General features: G+C 59.4%; 15 protein-coding genes. 1 reads left to right on the plus strand and 14 read right to left on the minus strand.

The window, feature by feature from the left end; all coding sequences use genetic code 11:
* Nucleotides 1–9: 9 nt before the first annotated feature.
* The 9 genes from iolE to APT89_RS11750 form a co-directional block, all read right to left on the minus strand.
* Nucleotides 10–900: a myo-inosose-2 dehydratase gene (gene iolE / locus APT89_RS11710; RefSeq protein WP_028014042.1), complete on the minus strand. Its 891-nt coding sequence runs from the start codon at nt 898–900 to the stop codon at nt 10–12.
* 11 nt (nt 901–911) lie between these two features.
* Entirely contained in the window at nt 912–2,816 is a 1,905-nt protein-coding gene (locus tag APT89_RS11715) for a bifunctional 5-dehydro-2-deoxygluconokinase/5-dehydro-2-deoxyphosphogluconate aldolase (protein WP_060572426.1), read from the minus strand.
* Between the two features lie 12 nt (nt 2,817–2,828).
* Nucleotides 2,829–3,962 carry a Gfo/Idh/MocA family protein gene (locus APT89_RS11720; RefSeq protein WP_045631001.1) on the minus strand — a complete coding sequence of 378 codons (1,134 nt, stop codon included), beginning with the start codon at nt 3,960–3,962 and terminating at the stop codon, nt 2,829–2,831.
* An 8-nt stretch (nt 3,963–3,970) separates the two neighbouring features.
* Nucleotides 3,971–4,999 carry an ABC transporter permease gene (locus APT89_RS11725; RefSeq protein ID WP_028014045.1) on the minus strand — a complete coding sequence of 343 codons (1,029 nt, stop codon included), beginning with the start codon at nt 4,997–4,999 and terminating at the stop codon, nt 3,971–3,973.
* A gap of 11 nt (nt 5,000–5,010) precedes the next feature.
* Nucleotides 5,011–6,558 (minus strand): sugar ABC transporter ATP-binding protein, encoded by a 1,548-nt coding sequence (locus APT89_RS11730; protein ID WP_028014046.1) that lies wholly within the window; start codon nt 6,556–6,558, stop codon nt 5,011–5,013.
* A 48-nt stretch (nt 6,559–6,606) separates the two neighbouring features.
* On the minus strand, nt 6,607–7,536 hold the full coding sequence (locus tag APT89_RS11735) for a sugar ABC transporter substrate-binding protein (RefSeq protein WP_041908742.1): 930 nt from the start codon (nt 7,534–7,536) through the stop codon (nt 6,607–6,609).
* A gap of 31 nt (nt 7,537–7,567) precedes the next feature.
* Nucleotides 7,568–8,554, minus strand: a complete 987-nt coding sequence (iolG, locus tag APT89_RS11740; protein WP_041908740.1) for an inositol 2-dehydrogenase — start codon at nt 8,552–8,554, stop codon at nt 7,568–7,570.
* A 280-nt stretch (nt 8,555–8,834) separates the two neighbouring features.
* Nucleotides 8,835–10,760: a 3D-(3,5/4)-trihydroxycyclohexane-1,2-dione acylhydrolase (decyclizing) gene (iolD, locus tag APT89_RS11745; protein ID WP_060572428.1), complete on the minus strand. Its 1,926-nt coding sequence runs from the start codon at nt 10,758–10,760 to the stop codon at nt 8,835–8,837.
* Nucleotides 10,761–10,771: 11 nt separating this feature from the next.
* Nucleotides 10,772–12,277, minus strand: a complete 1,506-nt coding sequence (locus APT89_RS11750; protein WP_045630997.1) for a CoA-acylating methylmalonate-semialdehyde dehydrogenase — start codon at nt 12,275–12,277, stop codon at nt 10,772–10,774.
* Between the two features lie 292 nt (nt 12,278–12,569).
* Here APT89_RS11750 and APT89_RS11755 point away from each other — a divergent pair, with 292 nt between their 5' ends.
* The gene (locus tag APT89_RS11755) at nt 12,570–13,400 is read left to right on the plus strand and encodes a MurR/RpiR family transcriptional regulator (protein ID WP_060572430.1); all 831 of its coding nucleotides are present in this window, start codon (nt 12,570–12,572) and stop codon (nt 13,398–13,400) included.
* Nucleotides 13,401–13,558: 158 nt separating this feature from the next.
* Here APT89_RS11755 and APT89_RS11760 read toward each other — a convergent pair whose 3' ends face one another.
* The 5 genes from APT89_RS11760 to APT89_RS11780 all read right to left on the minus strand — a co-directional run bounded on the left by APT89_RS11760 (nt 13,559) and on the right by APT89_RS11780 (nt 16,548).
* Nucleotides 13,559–14,047, minus strand: a complete 489-nt coding sequence (locus tag APT89_RS11760; protein WP_060572432.1) for a DUF2514 family protein — start codon at nt 14,045–14,047, stop codon at nt 13,559–13,561.
* On the minus strand, nt 14,044–14,673 hold the full coding sequence (locus tag APT89_RS11765; protein WP_060572434.1) for a glycoside hydrolase family 19 protein: 630 nt from the start codon (nt 14,671–14,673) through the stop codon (nt 14,044–14,046). Before APT89_RS11765 ends, APT89_RS11760 begins: the two co-directional genes overlap by 4 nt.
* Nucleotides 14,663–14,956 (minus strand): phage holin family protein, encoded by a 294-nt coding sequence (locus tag APT89_RS11770; RefSeq protein ID WP_060572436.1) that lies wholly within the window; start codon nt 14,954–14,956, stop codon nt 14,663–14,665. Before APT89_RS11770 ends, APT89_RS11765 begins: the two co-directional genes overlap by 11 nt.
* A complete protein-coding gene (locus APT89_RS11775; protein ID WP_047344980.1) occupies nt 14,943–15,347 on the minus strand; it encodes a putative holin in 405 nt (134 codons plus the stop codon). Before APT89_RS11775 ends, APT89_RS11770 begins: the two co-directional genes overlap by 14 nt.
* 121 nt (nt 15,348–15,468) lie before the next feature.
* Nucleotides 15,469–16,548: an acyltransferase family protein gene (locus tag APT89_RS11780; protein ID WP_060572438.1), complete on the minus strand. Its 1,080-nt coding sequence runs from the start codon at nt 16,546–16,548 to the stop codon at nt 15,469–15,471.
* Nucleotides 16,549–16,645: the final 97 nt, after the last annotated feature.

Here is a 16,645-nt window from a genome sequence, read left to right on the forward strand (position 1 = left end):
GTCACCTCCTCAAATAAGCCCGGCGTCGCGCGCCAGGCGGCTCAGGTTGTTATACCCCAGACGAGCGTAGGTCAGCGGATGGGCAATCGCCGGGTCCTGCTCGGCCTCCACCACCAGCCAGCCGCGATAGTCCTGCGCCTTCAGCAGACTCATGATCGGCGGGTAATCGACGCAGCCGTCGCCCGGCACGGTAAACACGCCGCTCAGCACCGCATCGAGGAAGCTGGTTTTGCGGTTTTTCACGTCCGCCAGCACGTCTGCGCGCACGTCTTTGCAGTGAACGTGGTTGATGCGCGACGCCCAGCGCTGCGCCACCGCCAGCGGATCGGCCCCGGCAAAGGTCAGGTGACCGGTGTCCAGCAGCAGTCCCACCGCCTCTCCGGTGTGGGTCATCAGGTTGTCCACGTCGTCGGCGGACTCAATCACCGTGCCCATATGATGATGGTAAGCAATCTGGACTCCCTGCTGCTGCGTATAGCGGGCAAATTCGGTGAGCTTCTCGCCGTACTCCTTCCAGCGCGCCTGAGGGAAGCGCGGACGCAGATGCACCGGGGTCTGCTGCTCGCCGTGAATGCAGCCGCTCACTTCCGCAAAGACCAGCACCTTCGCCCCCAGCTCGCGCAGCAGCGTCAGGTGCGGCTGCACGGCGGCGATCTCCGCCTCCACGCTGCGCTCCAGCAGGCGGCCGGAGTACCAGCCGGAGACCAGCTGCAGGTCGTGGCGCTGCAAAATCGGGCCAAGCAGGCGCGCTTCGCGCGGAAATTTGTTGCCCAGCTCAAAGCCAGCAAAACCGGCCTCTTTCCCTTCGCTCAGGCAGGTCTCCAGCGAGGTTTCCGCGCCGAGGGAAGGCAGATCGTCGTTCGTCCACGTCAGCGGGTTAATGCCTAATTGCACACTCATTGTTATCTCCATTATGCGTGTCCGCGCTCGCGCCACCAGGCGATAAGCTGCAGGTAGTTGTCCCGGATGCGCGCCACCAGCTGCGCATCGTCAATATCGTGCTTCAGCCACGCGCGGGAGGCGTCGCCAAACAGCGTGCGCCCCACGGCGAAGCCTTTAACCAGCGGCTGCCCCGCTGCGGCCTTGAAGCCAGCGCGCAGCTGTTCCGCCGGAGCGTCCAGACCGAGGATCACCACCCCGCGGCAGTGCGGGTCCCGGCGTTCGATAATCTCGCCGAGCGCCGTCCAGCCGTCGGCGGAAAGCGGCGGCAGCTTCCACCAGTCCGGGTAAATGCCCAGGTTGTAGAAGCGGGAAATGGCGCGCAGGTAGAGCTCGTCGCTGCGCGGCATGCTGGCGGGCAGGATCACCTCCAGCAGCAGCTCGTGCCCGGACCGGCAGCAGGCGTGGTACACCTCAGCGATTTTCTGCTCCTGCTCCAGGCGCAGGCCGTGGGCATCTTCCGGGTGGAAAAAGACCAGGCACTTCACCACGTGCTCCTGCGGCCAGCTGATAAGCTGGGTGCCGATATTGCCGTGCTCCATCTCCAGCGGACGGGAGCCCGGCAGCTCAATGGGCCGCCCAATCCACCACCCTTCCCCGGTGATCGCGTTCAGCGCGTCCTGACCAAAGGTGCCGTCGCACAGCAGACCGGCTTTGCCCTCCAGCCCGGCGCGGCTCGCCGCCTCGCGGCTGGCCTGCAGGATCAGCTGCTTCAGCGCCGGAATGCGCTTAAGCGACGCGCCGCACTGCATCGCCATATCCTCAAGCTGGCTGCGGTGGTCGAAAGCCATCACGCACAGCTCCGGCCACTCGCGGCGGCGGGTGGTCACCCGGTGGAGATGGTTCAGACGCGGGTCAAGATCCGGGCGCGGCACAACCGCAGCGCGGGAGAGATAGTCATCCAGCTCGATTTTGCTCGGCATCGCCGGGGCGCAGCCGTGGCGCGAGACCACCAGCGCGCCGCAGGCATTGGCGTAGCGGCACGCCTGCTCCCAGCCCTCGTCGTTCAGGTAGCCGCGCAGCAGGCCGGACATAAACGCGTCCCCCGCCCCGAGAACGTTCAGCACCTCCACGCGCACGCCGATCACCGTCAGGCCGTCGTCCAGCCGGGACGGAATGGCGTCGGTATAGACCGAGCAGCCCAGCGCGCCGCGCTTGCAGACCAGCGTTGCGTGACTCACGTCGCGCACCTGCCCCAGCGCCTGCAGCGTATCCGTGCTGCCGCCCGCAATGTGGAACTCCTCTTCGGTGCCGACAATGACGTCGAAGAGGTGCAGTACCTCCTGCAGCTCGCGGGTGACCTGGTCGGCGGCGATAAAGCGCGTTTCGCCGTCGCCTAAGGAGGTGAGCCCCCACAGCACCGGACGGTAGTCGATGTCCAGCACCGTGCGCACGCCGTGACGGCGGGCATAGCCCAGCGCCGTCAGCACTGCCTCGCGGGTCTGCGGATGAGAAAGGTGGGTCCCGGTGATGGCAAGACAACGTGCGGAGGCAATGTAGCTTTCGTCCACATCGCTGGCGGTAATCGCCATATCCGCGCAGTTATCGCGATAAAAAATCAGAGGAAAGGTGTCCCGGTCTTTAATGCCGAGTAGCACCAGCGCCGTGAGGCGCTCTTTATCGGTAATCAGATGGCTGGTATCGCAGCCTACCTGGTTGAGCTCTTCGCGCAGGAAGCGGCCCATATGTTCATCGCCGACGCGCGCCAGCATCGACGAGCGCAGGCCCTGGCGCGCGGTGCCGTACGCCACGTTGCCGGAGGATCCGCCAAGGTATTTGGCGAAGCTCGACACGTCCTCCAGGCGGGCACCAATCTGCTGACTATAGAGGTCTACCGCCACGCGGCCCATGCATATCACATCAAACTGCTTTTCCACGTTGATACCTCATCAGACAATGTCGTTCACGTTCAGCCAGCGGCCTTCCCGGTGCGAGAGCGCAATCGCGTCCAGCACGCGCGACACCTTCCAGCCCTCTTCGAAGTCCGGCCACATCGGCGCGTCGGCGGCAATCCCGTCCACCAGGTCGCGCACCTCCACCGTTTTTTGATCGTTAAAGCCAATTCCGTGGCCTGCGCCCATGCAGAACGCGGCGTAGTCCGGGTGCGCCGGGCCGACGAGCAGCGTGCGGAACCCCTGACGGTTCACCGGATCGTCATGCAGATAGAGCTTTAGCTCCGCCATGCGCTCCTGGGTGAAGCTGATGGCGCCCTTCGTCCCGGTGATCACGTACGAGAGCCCCATCTTGCGGCCGCAGGCGACGCGGGAGGTTTCAATGACACCCTGCGCCCCGCCCGCGAAGCGCACCATCGCGTGGGCCTGATCCTCGTTTTCCACCGCAATCATCTCTGACGATCCGGCCTTCGCCGGGCGCGCCGGGACCACGATCTTCAGATCGCCGCAGACCTGCTCAATATCGCCCACCAGGTACTGAGCCATATTGACGATATGCGCCGCGAGGTCGCCCAGCGCGCCCAGCCCGGCGGTCTCTTTAAAGCAGTGCCAGTGGATGGGCGACAGCGGGTCGGCCATATAATCTTCGTTGTGGGTGCCGTAGAAGTGGATCACATCGCCTATCTCGCCGCTGGCGATAATCTCCTTCGCCAGCTGCGCCGTCGGGTTCTTCATGTAGTTGAACCCCACCAGCGTTTTCACCCCAGCCCGCTTCGCGGCGTCGACCATCTCGCGCGCATCGTGGGCGTTGAGCGCCAGAGGCTTCTCCGAGTAGACGTGCTTGCCGTGGCGGATCGCCTCCAGCGCCATCTCTTTATGCAGGTGGTTGGGTGAGCAAATATCCACCACGTCAATGGCCGGGTCGGCCACCAGCGCCCGCCAGTCTCCCGTTGAACGGTTAAAGCCAAACGCCCGGGCGCGCTCTGCCGCCAGCTCCGGCGTGACTTCCGCCACCATCTCGCGCACCAGCCTGCCGCGCAGGTTGAACACCGTCGGGGCCTGGGCATAGGCGATAGCGTGCGCCTTGCCGATATACCCGGTGCCAATCAATCCAATACGAACCTCTTTCATCACGATCCTCACAGTGCGCCGCGACGGCTCTTGGCATAGGTATCGAATGCCACCGCCAGAACGATAATTAACCCGGTGATAATCTGCTGGTAGTAGGCCGAGACGTTCATCAGCACCAGACCGTTAATCAGAATACCCATGATGATGGAGCCGATAATGGTGCCGCCGATGCGCCCGTAGCCGCCCATCAGCGAGGTACCGCCGATCACCACCGAGGCGATGACGCGTAACTCAAAGGAGATGCCGGCCACCGCCTCGGCGCTCCCCAGACGCGCGCTCAGGATGAAGCCCGCCAGCCCGGCCAGACAGCCGATCAGCACGTAGACGCTGACGAGCACGCGCTTGACGTTCACCCCTGCCAGGCGCGCCGCCTCCGGGTTGCCGCCGATTGCGTAGACGAAGCGGCCCCAGCGGGTTTTATGCAGCGCCAGATAGCCGCCGACGGCGACGATGGCGAAGATCCAGATCGGAATGGAGATGCCAAGCAGCTCGCCGCGTCCCCACCAGCGGTAGCCAGGGTCGAAACCGGCAATCGGCGCGCCGTCGTTGATCACCAGCGTCAGGCCGCGCCAGATGGTCATCCCGCCGAGGGTGACGATAAACGGCGGCAGACGCAGGCGGGTGACGCCCAGGCCGTGCAGGAAGCCAATCGCCGTGCCCATCGCCAGACAAATCCCCAGCCCGATCAGCCAGCTCATGCCACCCCAGGCGTTCGGGTCGACGGTGGTGAAGTTATCGCCCTTAATGACGTATGCCGCGGTCATGGCGCACACCGCCAGAATGGAGCCCACGGAGAGGTCGATCCCGGCGGTCAGAATGACGAAGGTCATCCCCACGGCCATGATCCCGTAGATGGACACCTCGGTCAGGATGTTGAAAATATTGCGTTCAGAGAAAAAGTTACTGTTCTGCGACTGGAAGAAGATCAGCAGCAGGATCATGAAAATCAACACCCCGAAGCGCTCGAAGAAGGCGATGGGATCGATGCGTCCGGCGCGTTTGACCGGGGCCTGCGTTTTAGAAATCATCTGCGTCATGAGAAACTCCGTTATGCCGCGTTCAGGGCGTTGTGGTTGATGGCCATCATCGTCATCAGCCGTTCTTCGTTAGCGTCGTCACCGTGGATCTCGCCGGTCACCCGGCCTTCGCTGAGGGTGATGATCCGGTCAGAAACCGCCATCACTTCAGGCAGATCGGAGGAGATCACGATCACCGCCACGCCCTTTTTCGCCATGTCAAACAGCACCTGGTGCACTTCCGATTTGGTCCCCACGTCAATGCCGCGCGTCGGCTCATCGACGATCAGCACCCGCGGGTTGAGCGCCATGCAGCGCGCGAGGATCACCTTCTGCTGGTTACCGCCGGAGAGCTTGCGTACCTCCTGCGCGCTGTTGACCATTTTGATCTGCAGGGCCTGGCGATAGGACTCAATCAGATCGTCCTCTTTACGGGTGTTCACAAACCAGCGCCACTGCAGCAGCGAGGAGAGGCACGAGAGCGACAGGTTGTCGCGAATCGACAGTCCCAGCACCGCCCCCTCTTTTTTGCGGTCTTCCGGCACCAGCGCCACGCCCTGGTCGAGGGCATACAGCGGGTCGCGCGGCTGGTAAGGCACGCCGTCCAGCTCAAAGCTCCCGGAAGTAAAGGCGTCTGCGCCAAACAGGCAGCGTGCCACCTCGGTGCGTCCCGCGCCCACCAGCCCGGCAATCCCTAAGACCTCCCCGGCATGGACGTGGAAGCTGATGTCGTGCAGGGCGATGCCGTGCGGATCCAGCGGCGGCTTTTCGCGGCTCAGCCCCTTCACCGCCAGGCGGACAGGTTTGTCTTGATGATGGGTTTCGCTGGCGGGGCGACGGTTAAAAGCCACGTCGCGCCCGACCATCAGGCGGATCAGCTGTTCGACGTTGGTCTCCGCCACCGCGCCGGTACCGGTGAAGCGGCCGTCCTGAAATACGGTGAAGCGATCGCAGAGCTGGAAAACTTCGTGCAGGCGGTGGGTAACGTAAATAATGCTCACGCCGCGGTTTTTAAGCTCCCGCACCACGCGGTGCAGGCTTTCCACCTCGCTGTCGCTCAGCGCGGCAGAAGGTTCGTCCATGATGATCAGGCGAGCGTTGAGGGTCAGCGCCCGGGCGATCTCCACCATCTGCTGCTGGGCGACGCTCAGACGGGCGACCGGCGTGGTCGGCGCAACGTTTAGCTGCAGGTAATCGAGAATGACCTGCGCCTCCTGATTTACCGCCCTTTCGTCGACGATCAGATTACGTTTACGCGGCTCGCGCCCGAGAAACATGTTTTCCGCGACGGTCATGTTGGGCAGCAGGTTGAATTCCTGATAGATGGTGATAATGCCCTTGTTCTGCCGTTCCACCGGAGAGTCGTCCACCGGCAGCATTTCGCCGTTGAACCAGATATCCCCGCGGGTTTGCGGCTGCGCGCCCGCAAGCGCCTTCAGCAGCGTGGATTTTCCCGCCCCGTTTTCCCCCAGCAGGGCGTGGATCTCCCCCGCGCCGACGGTCAGCTGGGCGCTGCTTAGCGCCCAGACGCCGGAAAAGCTTTTTGCCAGGTCGGTCACTTTCAGTAAGGGTTGCGACATCGGTCTGCTCCTCCTCATGTTGAGCCGCCAGAGGCGGCTCGGGACATATCAGTTACCGGCCTCACCGATACGCTCAGCCTGCTGCAGGTTCTCTTTGGTGATCAGCGTCGGCGGGTAGTCGGCCCCGGTGATGGCCTTCTTCTCGCGCACGTTGGCCACCAGCTGGCTCATCGCCGTCTGCACCGCAAAGCCCGGACGCTGATCCGCCGTTACCGCCAGCCAGCCGTCGCGCACGCGGGCCAGCGCTTCCGGTACCGCATCAAAGCCGGTCACGAGGATTTCACCCGGCTTCACGCCCTGGCTCTGCAGGGCTTCAATCGCGCCCAGCGCCATATCGTCGTTGGCGGAGAGGATCACCTGCGGGCGTTTCGGTAGCGAAGGCAGAACGCTTTCGACGATGCGCATCCCTTCAGAACGCATCCAGTTGCCGGTCTGATCGGCGACGATCTTGTACTTATCCCCGCCCGCCTTCAGGCTGTCGCGGATCCCTTTGGTGCGTTCAATATTGGAAGAGGAACCCGGCTGGCCGGTGAGCAGGATGATCTCTGCCCCGTCGGGGAATTTGGTTTTGACGAAGTCGCCAATCGCCTGGCCGCCTTTGTAGTTGTTGGCGCCAAAGTGCGGCACTTTCTTCTGGCTGTCGACGGAGCGGTCAAGGGTGACCACCGGCAGCTTCGCATCCTGAATTTCATCCACCGCGCTGGAGACCGCGTTCACGTCGTTCGGGGAGACGATAAAGCCCTGCGCCCCGCGGGTGATGGCGTTTTCCAGGTCAGCCACCTGCTTCGGTGAACTGCCCTGCCCGTCCAGCACCTGAAGCTTCACGCCCATCTCTTTTGCGGCTTTTACCGCCGTGCGCTGCATGTGAACTTCAAACGGCATGGCCAGGTTTGGCGTACTGAACACAATTTGCTCGTTTTCGGCGAGGGCGGCCCCGGACGTCATGGCGATGAGGGCGGCTAAGATCAGTTTTTTCATTATTATGTCTCTCTGTGTAGGGTTGTTGTGTTTAGAGGACGATCTCGCGCTGGCTACGCAGCGACTCCAGCGCTTTATCCGCGAGGTACAGCGCACGTTCACCATCATCGCCGCTGCAGTCAGGCACCGCTTCGCCGCGCAGAACCGCAACAAAGTGTTCCCATTCCGCGGCGTAAGCGGATTTGTAGCGCTGCAGGAAGAAGTGTTCCGGCAGCGCGCTGGTGCAGCCCTCTTTGCCGTAGTGCTGCACCTGGTTTTCCAGAATATTGCCGGCGCACAGCAGCCCTTCGGAGCCGTGCAGCTCCAGGCGCTGGTCGTAACCGTAAGAGGAGCGGCGGCTGTTGACGATGGTCGCCATCGCGCCGGAGGCATATTTCAGAACGATAAACGCGGTATCGATATCCCCCGCCTCGCCAATCGCCGGATCCACCAGGTTACTGCCCTGGGCATACACCGACACCGGCTCTTCGCCCATGATGAAACGGGCCATGTCGAAGTCGTGAATGGTCATATCGCGGAACATGCCGCCGGAGACGCGCACGTACTCCGCGGGCGGCGGAGACGGGTCGCGGGAGATGATCAGCAACGATTCCGGCTTGCCGATGCGTCCGGCCTGGGCATCGGTTTTCACGCGGCGGAACTGCGGGTCAAAGCGGCGGTTAAAGCCGATGAACAGCGGCACGTCGTACTCTTTAACCACTTTCAGGCAGTCGCGCACGCGGGCGAGGTCGAGGTGTACCGGCTTTTCGCAGAAGATAGCCTTGCCGTGGCGGGCGGCCATTTCAATCAGATCCGCGTGGGTGTCGGTGGCGGAGGCGATCAGCACGGCGTGAACGTTAGGGTCGGTCATCGCCTCATCCACGCTCTGCTGGCGGGCCTGATACTGTGCGGCGAGACGGGTGGCAAATTCCTGATTCGGGTCAACCACGGACCAGAGCGTAGTCGCGCCGTGGCTGGCGATGTTAGCTGCATGTACCTGGCCAATTCGGCCAGCGCCCAGTAAAGCAATGTTAAACATAACGGCTCCCGGTGTTGGTGAATGCTGTGAACTAACGACCCTATAAATAAAACATTTATTTCATTTTTATAAATAGTGAAAATTATGTTTTTGAGTGCGGGTTAACACTTTTGAGATGAATGAGATAAATTTTGTTATCAATCTCACAACACGGGAGGACGTGCGACTCACCCCAAAGGGGCGAGGGAGAAAAGGCCGCACCGAATCATCCCCTCTCCCCTTTGGGGAGAGGGTTAGGGTGAGGGGAAATGAAATGAAAATTTCGTTATGGCGGTAAATCTTAATACTGACGGGCTTTTTTCACCTGCGCCTGGGTTTGCTCAGCGGCCTCACGCACGGCAGACGATTCCGCCACCTGCGCATCACCGGTTCGCCACCAGGAGGCGTAGTCGTGGGTCATAGTCTTCGGCAGCACCTTGATGTCCAGCAGCGTGGGGCCAGGATGCGCGCGTGACGCCTCAAGCGCCGCCAGCAGGGTTTGCTCGTCGTGCACCCGCCACGCGCGACAGCCGTAGCTCTCCGCATTTTGCGCGAAGTCGACCTTCACCAGCGGACCGTCAAGCCGCCCGGTTTCCGGGTTGCGATGGCGGTTTTCCGTGCCAAAGCTGCCCATGCCGTGCCCCATCTGCAGGTTGTTGATGCAGCCGAAGCTGGCGTTATCAAACAGCAGAACGGTGACCTTAATGCCCTCCTGCACCGCGGTTTGCAGCTCGGAGTGCAGCATCATGTAGGAGCCATCCCCCACCATGGCGTAAACCGGCTGCTCGGGGCGGGCGAGCTTCGCGCCGATGGCTGCCGCAATCTCATAGCCCATGCAGGAATAGCCATACTCCAGGTGATAGCTGTCCGGCGTTTTGACCTGCCAGAGGCGCTGTAAATCTCCCGGCAGCGAACCGGCCGCGCCCACCACGATGGCGTTATCTTCCACATGCTGATTGATCAGCCCCAGCACCCGCGTCTGGGTCAGGCGGGTGTTGAGCGTCTCGCCGTATTCCGCCAGCTGCGCGTCCAGATGCCCCGCCACTTCGGGCGCGTCGTCCGGATGCCACTGGCGATCCCACAGGCGGCGGCACTCATCGCGCCACGCGGATTTCGCCTGGGCGATCGCCTCTCCCCAGCCGCTGCGGTAATCGCCGAGCGCGTGGGTTAAGGCCTGGAGCCCGGTTTGGGCATCGGCAATCAGCGCGGTGGCGTCCAGCTTCAGGGCGTCAAACTCGGCCACGTTCAGCAGCAGGAATTCGACGTCCGGGTGGGAAAAGAGCGCCTTGGAGCCGGTGGTAAAGTCGGTCAGGCGCGTGCCGACGCCAATCACTAAGTCAGCCTGTGGCGCGAGCTGGTTGGCGGCCATTCCGCCCGTCACTCCTACGCCGCCGAGGTTAAGTGGGTGGTCACTTACCAGCGCCCCCTTCCCGGCCTGCGTTTCGGCAAACGGTAGCTGCAGCGTCTCGACAAATTCGCGAAACGCCTCATGCGCGCCGGAGTAGCGTACGCCACCGCCGCACACCACCAGCGGACGGCGTTTGCGGGCAATCAGCGCCCGCGCCTGCGCCAGACGCTGCGGATCGGGCGGACGACGCTCGATGTGGTGCACGCGACGCGCGAAGAAGCTCAGCGGGTAATCCCACGCTTCCCCCTGCACGTCCTGCGGCAGACAGAGGGTCACCGCTCCGGTATCTGCGGGGTCAGTAAGCGTTCGCATCGCGCTTAGCATGGCGCTCATGAGCTGCTCGGGGCGGTTGATGCGGTCCCAGTAGCGGGAAACCGGACGGAAGCAGTCGTTGGTGCTGATGCTGAGATCGTGATACTGCTCGATCTGCTGCAGCACCGGGTCCGGCTGGCGGCTGGCGTAGATATCGCCCGGCAGCAGTAAAAGCGGGATGCGGTTCGCCGTGGCGGTGGCCGCTGCCGTGACCATATTGGCGGCGCCCGGCCCGACTGAGGAGGTGACGGCAAAAATGCGCTGGCGGCGGTGCTGTTTGGCGAATCCCGTCGCCATGTGGGCGATGCCCTGCTCGTTGCACCCCTGCATGATTTTCAGATGACCGGGATCCTGCTCCAGCGCCTGGCCAATACCCAGCACGTTGCCGTGCCCAAAGATCGTCGCCACGCCCTCCACGAAGGGCGTTTCGTTGCCGTCAACGCTGACGTACTGTTGATTCAGGAACCGGACCAGCGCCTGGGCCATGGTCATACGTTCGGTTTGCATAATGCCTCCTGTCAGCCCAGCGTCGGCATGGAGAACGCAGCGCCTGTCTCCTGCTGCATTTCCGGCCAGCGCGCGGTGATGGTTTTCATTCGGGTGTAGAAACGCACGCCGTCGTTGCCGTGTACGTTGAGCGCGCCGAAGATGGAACGCTTCCAGCCACCGAAACTGTGGAATGCCATCGGCACCGGGATCGGCACGTTGACCCCCACCATGCCCGCCTGCACCTCTTCGCAGAAGCGGCGCGCGCAGCCGCCGTCACGGGTGAAGATCGCCGAGCCATTACCATATTCATGGCGGTTAATGAGGTCCACCGCGCTGGCGTAATCTGCTACGCGCACCACAGAAAGCACCGGGCCAAAAATCTCTTCTTTATAGATGGTCATCTCCGGTGTGACGTTATCGAACAGCGTCGGCCCGACGAAGTAGCCCTGCTCGTGGCCCTTCACGCTGAAGCCGCGCCCGTCCACGCGCAGTTTCGCCCCCTGCGCTTCCCCGCTGTCGATATAGCCCAGCACCTTGCTGCGGTGCGCGGAGGAGATAAGCGGCCCCATTTCGTTTTCCGGTGTTTGGTCCAGCCCCGGCCCGACGCGCAGCGCTTCAATCTGTTTTTCCAGCCTGGTGCAGAGGTCATCGGCGGTTTTATCCCCCACCGCCAGCACCACCGAGAGCGCCATGCAGCGTTCCCCCGCCGCGCCGTAGGCCGCACCCATGATGGCGTTGGTCGCCATCTCCATGTCAGCATCCGGCATTAAAATGCAGTGGTTTTTCGCGCCGCCCAGCGCCTGACAGCGCTTACCGTGGGCGGAGGCGGTCTGGTAAATGTATTCGGCAATCGGCGTGGAGCCGACAAAGCTCACCGCCTGCACGCGCGGGTCGGTCAGGAGCACGTCAACGGACTCTTTATCCCCCTGCACCACGTTGAAGACGCCGTCCGGCAGGCCTGCCTCTTTTAGCAGCTGTGCCAGCGCGAGCGCGAGAGAAGGGTCTTTTTCCGACGGCTTCAGCACGAAGGTATTCCCGGTCGCCAGCGCAATAGGGAACATCCACATCGGCACCATCGCCGGGAAGTTAAACGGCGTGATCCCGGCGCAGACGCCGAGCGGCTGCATCAGCGAGTGGCTGTCGACGCCGGTACCGACGTTCGCAGAGTGTTCACCCTTTTGCAGATGCGGGATACCGCAGGCAAATTCCACCACTTCCAGGCCGCGGGTCAGTTCGCCCACCGCGTCGGAGAAAACCTTGCCGTGCTCTTCGCTGATGATGCGGGCCAGGCGCGTCATGTTCTCTTCCAGCAGCGCCTTGAAGCGGAACATCACGCGCGCGCGCTTAAGCGGAGCCTGGCGCGCCCACGCGGGAAACGCCTGCTGCGCGGCGGCAATCGCCTGCTCCGTTTCCTGCGCCGTACTCATCACCACCTGGCGGATCTGCTCGCCGGTGGCCGGGTTGAAGATCGCCTGAACGCGCTGGCCTGAACCAGTGACACATTCGCCGTGAATAAAATTCGCTACCGTCTCCATCCTTAACCTCTCGCTGTTGATACGTGACTGTTACCTGAACGCTGTGTACAGGACACTATATATGAAACAAATATTCCATTTTAAGTTGAAATAAAATAAATGATGATTATTGTGATCAAGGATGGATTTTTATGTTAACAGCCAGCAACACTGACGCTGCGTGCGCTATTAAGGGATTTCGGGCGAGGAAATGACTGAAGCTTCTGTTTCATTTTTGCTGCCAGATGGATGGCCGACATTTAAAAGACGCAGTTTTGCGTTTAGAATCATCAGACTGTATTTGGGGGATAACATGACGACAGCAACCAGCCTGAACGAACTGCAGCAGCAAATCCGCGATCGCTACGATAGCCTGAGCAAGAGGCTGCAGCAGGTCTCCCGCTACGTGCTGGATAACACCAACAGCGTCGCCTTTGATACGGTTGCCGTCATTGCCGAGCGCGCCGACGTGCCGCCTTCGACGCTGATCCGCTTTGCCAACGCCTTTGACTTCACCGGCTTCAACGAAATGAAACAGCTGTTTCGCATGAACCTGGTGGAGGAGACTGCCAGCTACAGCGACCGCGCGCGGCTGTTCCGCGAAATGGAGAGCGAGGCCGTGCCGGAAACGCCGCTCGATATTCTGCAGGAGTTCGCCCGCTCGAACGCGCAGGCGCTACAGCAGCTGGCCGCCCGCGCCGAGCCGGAAATGCTGGAGCGCGCGGTACAGCTGCTGGCCGACGCCGACACTATCTACATCGCCGGACTGCGCCGCTCGTTTAGCGTCGCGGCCTACCTCACCTACGCCCTGAGCCACCTGGAGTGCCGCCCTATCCTGCTCGACGGCATGGGCGGGATGCTGCGCGAGCAGATCAGCCGCATTAAGGCGTGCGACATCGTAGTGTCGATCAGCTTCTCGCCGTACGCGGAAGAGACGGTGATGGTCAGCGAAACCGCCGCCAGCGTCGGCGCGCGGCAGATCGTGATTACGGACAGCCAGATAAGCCCCCTGGCGACGTTTAGCGATCTCTGCTTTGTGGTGAAAGAGGCGCAAGTGGATGCGTTCCGGTCTCAGTCGGCGACGCTGTGCCTGGTGCAGTCGCTGGTGGTGGCGCTGGCGTATCGGTTGGGTGAAGGGAAATAAGGCAATAAAAAACCCCCTGCGCAGGCAGAGGGTTTGGGTGTTAATTCAGAGGGAAATCATTCCCACTCAATTGTTTACGGCACGCATAACCAATTGACTGATAACAACATTTCGAAACCTGATTTTCACCGTACCGCTTTATATACCGTCACCAGAAATCAGTGCCCCATTTTCAGGGAGTCGTACTGCCTCTCGCATGTGAGTCCTGCAGACCGATATCGCTCAGCCTCTTCTGCTGCTGAGATGTAAGATCGGTTGCTTTCTTCAAGCATGTCGGCGAGCACACCGATGACCTTGCTGGCTGGCGTGCCAGTGGGGAAAGATCCGGTATAGTGTTCGGCGAGTCGCTTGGTTTTGTCAAGCTCGGCGCGCAGGCCGTCAGCAGCGGTATTAGCATGCTCAGCATCAACACGCGCCACATCGATACGGGATTGTGCTTCACGTTCAATTTGTGTTTTCTCCTGATCACGTTGTGACCTGGCCTCATCATCAGCCTGTTTCTGGTCTGACTGCGCCTGCGCGTATCCGGCGTCGTACTGGATATCCCCATGCTTCACCCAGGCTACCCGGCAGGCAATAATCGACACTATAACCATTGCGACGATATACAGTTGCTTCCAGTACGCTTTAACGAATGCCCAGATCATACCGATAGCACCTTGCTGGCTGTGATATACCGCGCGCGCCGGTCGTCGATACCGTTCTGCCCGCCATTGATGATCTGCGTGACGCGCACCAGGTCGCCGGTGTACTTCATGCAACCTTTGGTAGCGAAGAACCACGCCGCGCTGCGGGCCGCGTACTCGTCCTGCGCCAGCAGCTCAGGCTGCTTAACCAGATCCACCTTCAGGCCGTTGCCGCAGTCGCGATAGTTGTTCAGGCCGGTGATCTGTATAAGCCCGCGCCCGCGGTAAAACCAGCCGTCTGTCGGCCCGTTATTCCCCATGCGTTTGCTGTACACCAGGTTGGCGATCGCACGCTGGCGCTCCAGCGGTAACGATGGCTCACCAGCACGACGGCCCAGCGCGTTAGCCTGGCCCTGGGTTAGTCGCCCGGCGCGGACGAATCCTGCCAGCCCAGTAACGCTGTAGTTGAAGTTCTCCTGCAGCCGGGTGAAGCCGCCGGACTCATGGCCCACCTGCGCGATAAACATCGCCTGGTGTAGCGGTTGCTCGATGCCAAACTCTTTCATGGCTGCGGTGATATGCAGGTACCAGCGCGCGGCCAGCACCTCACTGATGCCAGCTGCGCGCTGGAATTTTTTAATGTCCATGCTGGGACCTCGTTATCTTGAAAATTTGCACCACGTTCCCTTTTGTCTTGATGAGCGCAGCCAGGAACACGGCTTTGATGATGACTTCTGACCAGTCTGCGCTGACGTAGTACCCGTAGAAAGTCCGGATAGGAACGCTGGCAGCCACGACGATCAGGATGTAGGCGAGCCATCCACCCCACCAGCGATGGCGTGACCCGTCACGGCGAAAAAGCAGGACTCGGATTGCAATGCCGCCGCAGATAGCGGCGTTCAGGATGAGAAGCAGATCAGGACTGGTCATCGTCTTTTCTCCCCGGGATCAGGTCGCGCGGATTTTCAGAACGGTGATACAGCCAGATGCCGATTCTTACAGCGACGATAGCCGAGACAAATGCCCCCGCAGAAAACACAATCCCCTTCTCGAAAGAGTCCTGTGTAATCGTGGGAATAAGGCTGGCAACGCCGATAAGAATGGATGCTGTCGCTTTGTAGAAGAGAACGCCACAGAGGAAGCTGAGAAGCGCCAGGAGCAACCGGCGCTTTATCGGGTACTCTACTGCTGAGGTAACGAAAATTACCGCACCAGCCAGAGCACCTAACGCGACCTCCGGCGGTATACCAACGAACACGGACGCCAGTGCCGTCAGGCTTAATCCCTGATTTACTGACTCCGTTGTCAGCACATGCGCCATAGTGACCACCGTTTAATGTGCATAATGAACCCCCTTAGTTGGTGAGTTCATCATACACAATAAACCATATGTGGATTAAATTTGATCGGATTACTCTTAGCAAAATTACCCTAGAGGTAATTTATGCTGCTGTTTTTCTTTCTTTATAAGTAAATGATTTGTTGAGCAAGGTGACGATCGGCTTTTCCATAAAAGAATGCACGATACAACCAAGAATGATTGCAACAACTGACATCAAAGAGCAATAAATATTGTTGTTAATATTAAGAACATTAAAATATGGTGAGGCTATATAAGCAAAAATGTGCACGAGGTATAGGCTGTAAGATGCCTCTCCAAGGTATACCATTAATTTGTTTATTGGGTTATCACCATTAATCTCGACAATAGTTGATATATACATAAGGGCCAGTATGGAAATGCTTATCCCATACACTGACACATAATCTGTCAGAGCAATTGAAACTAAAATAAGGATTGCTGACAGCGAATAAAACAGAGCGCTGTTGTTAATTAACATTAATTTTCTTGCAACATGTTTCTCTGCAAATGAAACAAGCATTCCGAAAATAAAGAATAATAGGTTTTTGCTACCCAAAACATTCAATATGTAAGTAGAAGTATTCGAATCTTCCCTGCCTCCAGTGAATACCACGACTGACATAACAGAAAGTATAAACAATGTTGCAAGTAATGGTATATGCTTTGTAGATACCAGCATCATGCAAAATGCAAACACCATATAGAAATATACCTCATAAACCAGTGTCCATGACTGCATTAAAATATTATTCCAGCCATTACCATAAATGAATGTAGGCAGGAGGAATAGTCTTTTAAAAACGTTTGTGTCTGAAATATCAACCCAGAAATTTATGTTATAGGTGGCTGCAAAATGTTTTACAGTTACAACAAACACGAGCAGCGTAATGATATAAATAGGATAAATTCTGATGGCCCTTTTCTTCAAGAAAACTAACGCATCTGATATTCCCCCGCTCCCATTCGATGTATGGACCATGATAAAACCACTAATGCAGAAGAAAACCTGAACACCAATTTCACCAAGGTAGTGATATGTAGCCTCACTGAAAAATGTTGAGCCAGGGTTAAGCCCTTCTACTCTTGAAAAGACGTGATCTATCACAACCAATATTGCAGCAATGGCTCTAAGTGCCTGTATTGACTTTAGTTTTCTCATCTTATTGAATTTGTAATCATATATTTACATTGTGCTATTTTACACGGTAAGGATCCTTAGGCAAATGAAAAGAGCCACCAATTAACAGTGGCCCTTT

This window comes from Enterobacter sp. 50588862, assembly GCF_001462935.1.
Taxonomy (GTDB): Bacteria; Pseudomonadota; Gammaproteobacteria; order Enterobacterales; family Enterobacteriaceae; genus Enterobacter; species Enterobacter bugandensis.